At 68.5% G+C, this 2,171-nt stretch carries 2 protein-coding genes and 1 pseudogene; all 3 read right to left on the bottom strand.

Annotated features, from left to right (window positions below; translation table 11 throughout):
• A pseudogene (locus DBR23_RS31785) lies at nucleotides 1-611 on the bottom strand (conjugal transfer protein TrbI); the annotation flags it as partial.
• 2 nt (nucleotides 612-613) lie between these two features.
• Nucleotides 614-1,618: a P-type conjugative transfer protein TrbG gene (gene trbG, locus DBR23_RS25375; RefSeq protein WP_056581687.1), complete on the bottom strand. Its 1,005-nt coding sequence runs from the start codon at nucleotides 1,616-1,618 to the stop codon at nucleotides 614-616.
• On the bottom strand, nucleotides 1,615-2,171 hold a 557-nt coding region (gene trbF, locus DBR23_RS25370), incomplete at its 5' end, for a conjugal transfer protein TrbF (protein WP_108499950.1). The genes trbF and trbG, both read right to left, overlap by 4 nt.

The following is a 2,171-nucleotide window of genomic DNA, read 5'->3' as shown; positions in this document are numbered from 1 at the left end:
GCCTCCTTCTGGTCTTGCCGGTTCTGCACGGCAGTCGGGTCGGCAGGCTGGGCCGCCGTCGAGGCCGGCCCGCCGGCGAGCGGATCGAAGGCCGCGAGCGTGCTTGCTGCGCCAGGCGCCACCGGCGCTGCCTGCGCCACCGTGGCTGCACGTTGGCCACCCGAGCGGAAGAACACCGACGAAGCCGCCGCTGCATCGGCCTCCTTGCGCAAGGCATCCTCGGGATCATGGCCCGGTGGCGCATATGCTGGCGTCACGGGCTGCTGCGAGTTGACGATGGCGGGGCCAAGATCGCCCGGCAGCGGCGGCCCCAATTCGGGTAACTTCGGCGGCAGCTTCGAGTAGTCCGCCGGCAGGCCATCCAGACCTTCGGACTTCGACACGCGCTCGACGTTGTAAAGCTCGGTCTGCTCACTGGCCGCGCGCCGCGGGGGCTGCAGCGACCAAATCGTGGCGCCGAGCACGGCGACCGATAGGCCGCCAACGAGGATGGCCAGCGTGCGCCGGTTCAGGCGTGTGACCGGGCGCGGCTGGGCGCGCAGCGCCACCGCCTCCGGTGCGACCTTGTCCGCCTGCGGCGTGGCGAGGTCGGGGGTGTCGTCCTGGCTCATGGTCAGTTCCTCCGCGCGACGCCGTCCGTGCGCTTGATCCGCACCACGTCGCCCTTGTCACCGCCCAGGCGCAGTTCGGCCGCGCCGAACAGCCGATCCACGATGTAGTACGGCGAGCGGAAGCGGTAATTGACCAGTTGCCCGTCGCCTTCCGGCCCGATCACGAACAGCGGCGGCAGCTCGCCTTGCGCGATGCCGGCGGGGAACTGGATATAGACCTTCTGCCCGTCGTCGAAGGCGCGCAGCGGCTTCCACGGCGGATTACTGCCGCTGACCGCGTAGCGGAAGCGCAGGTTCTCCAACGACAAGCCGGAATCCACCGGCGCGACTGCGCTGGCCGCCTGCGCCTGGCGCTGCAAGGCCAGCATCCGGTCGCGCGGATATTCCCAGGACGCCGACGCCATCCACGTCTTTTCCGTCGAGGCCAGCTCCAACAGGTACGTCCTGCGGCTGGTGGTGATGACAAGATTGGTCCTGAGGCCCGAGCGGATCGGCTTAACGAGCACGTTCACGCGCAACTCGGCACCGCGTCCGCTGGACGTGTCGCCCACGATCCAGCGCACGGTATCTCCGGCGGCGACCGTCACCAGCTCCTCGCCCGGCTGGAGCGAAACCACGGTCACGCGGCCCACGGCCGCATAGACCTGATACAGCGCGCCGTCGGTGAACGGCCACACCTGAATCGCGTTGACGTAGCCCTCGCGCGTAGGTGCGACGCGGGCCTCGGCATTGGCGCGCGAGACGCGCACCTTCTCGTCTGCCGGCTCCGGCATGGGCTTGGCGTCCTCGGCTTCGGGCAACGGCTTCAACTGCGCCGGCATCGGCAGCACCTCGGGCACGGCCACCACCTCCACCGGCGCAGGAGGTTCTGGCAGCGGCTGGGCAAGCACCGGCTCATCGAGCGAGATCACGGGCGGCGGCTTGCCCTGCGTGGCGCAGCCCGAAAACAAGGCGGTGGATGCAAGCAGGATCACTGGCAAAGCGGATTTACGGAGAAGATCATTCATGGCTTGGCTCCTTCGGAAGAATCCAGCTCGCGGCTCCACGACAGACCATTGACGTAGATGCCCAAGGGATTGCGGCGCAGGCGTTCTTCGGTGCGTGGTAGCTGGAGCACGATGGTCACCACGGCCGTCCACCGCTCCAGCCCGGCCGCGGCGCCGTTGACGTAGCGGCGTTCCGTCCAGCGCACGTTGAACGAGGTGTTGCTGGCTCGCACGACGCTGGTGATATGCACCGTCACCGACTCCTTGCCGATGCGTGCGAACGGATCGTTCACACGCGCGTAGTCGTTGAGCACCGCTGCGCCCTTGTCGGTCGTGTAGTCGTAGGCGTCCAGCCAGTTCTGGCGGACGACGATGGGGTCGATGGACAGCGAGCGCACCAGCGTCACAAAGCGCGCGATGTAGTACGCCTGCTGCGCATCAGTGGGCCGGTACGACGTGGCGGCCTCGCCCACGGCGCGGACCTGGCCCGCGTTGTCCACCTCCACGACGTAGGGCGTCACGATGGACTGCGCCGAGCGCCACACCAGGCCGCCAGCCATCAGCAGCGCGAGCG

The sequence above is a fragment of the Acidovorax sp. HMWF018 genome (assembly GCF_003061035.1).
Taxonomy (GTDB): Bacteria; Pseudomonadota; Gammaproteobacteria; order Burkholderiales; family Burkholderiaceae_C; genus Acidovorax; species Acidovorax delafieldii.
The sequence above is the reverse complement of the archived record's forward strand: the minus strand, read 5'-3'. Positions and strand labels throughout refer to the sequence as shown.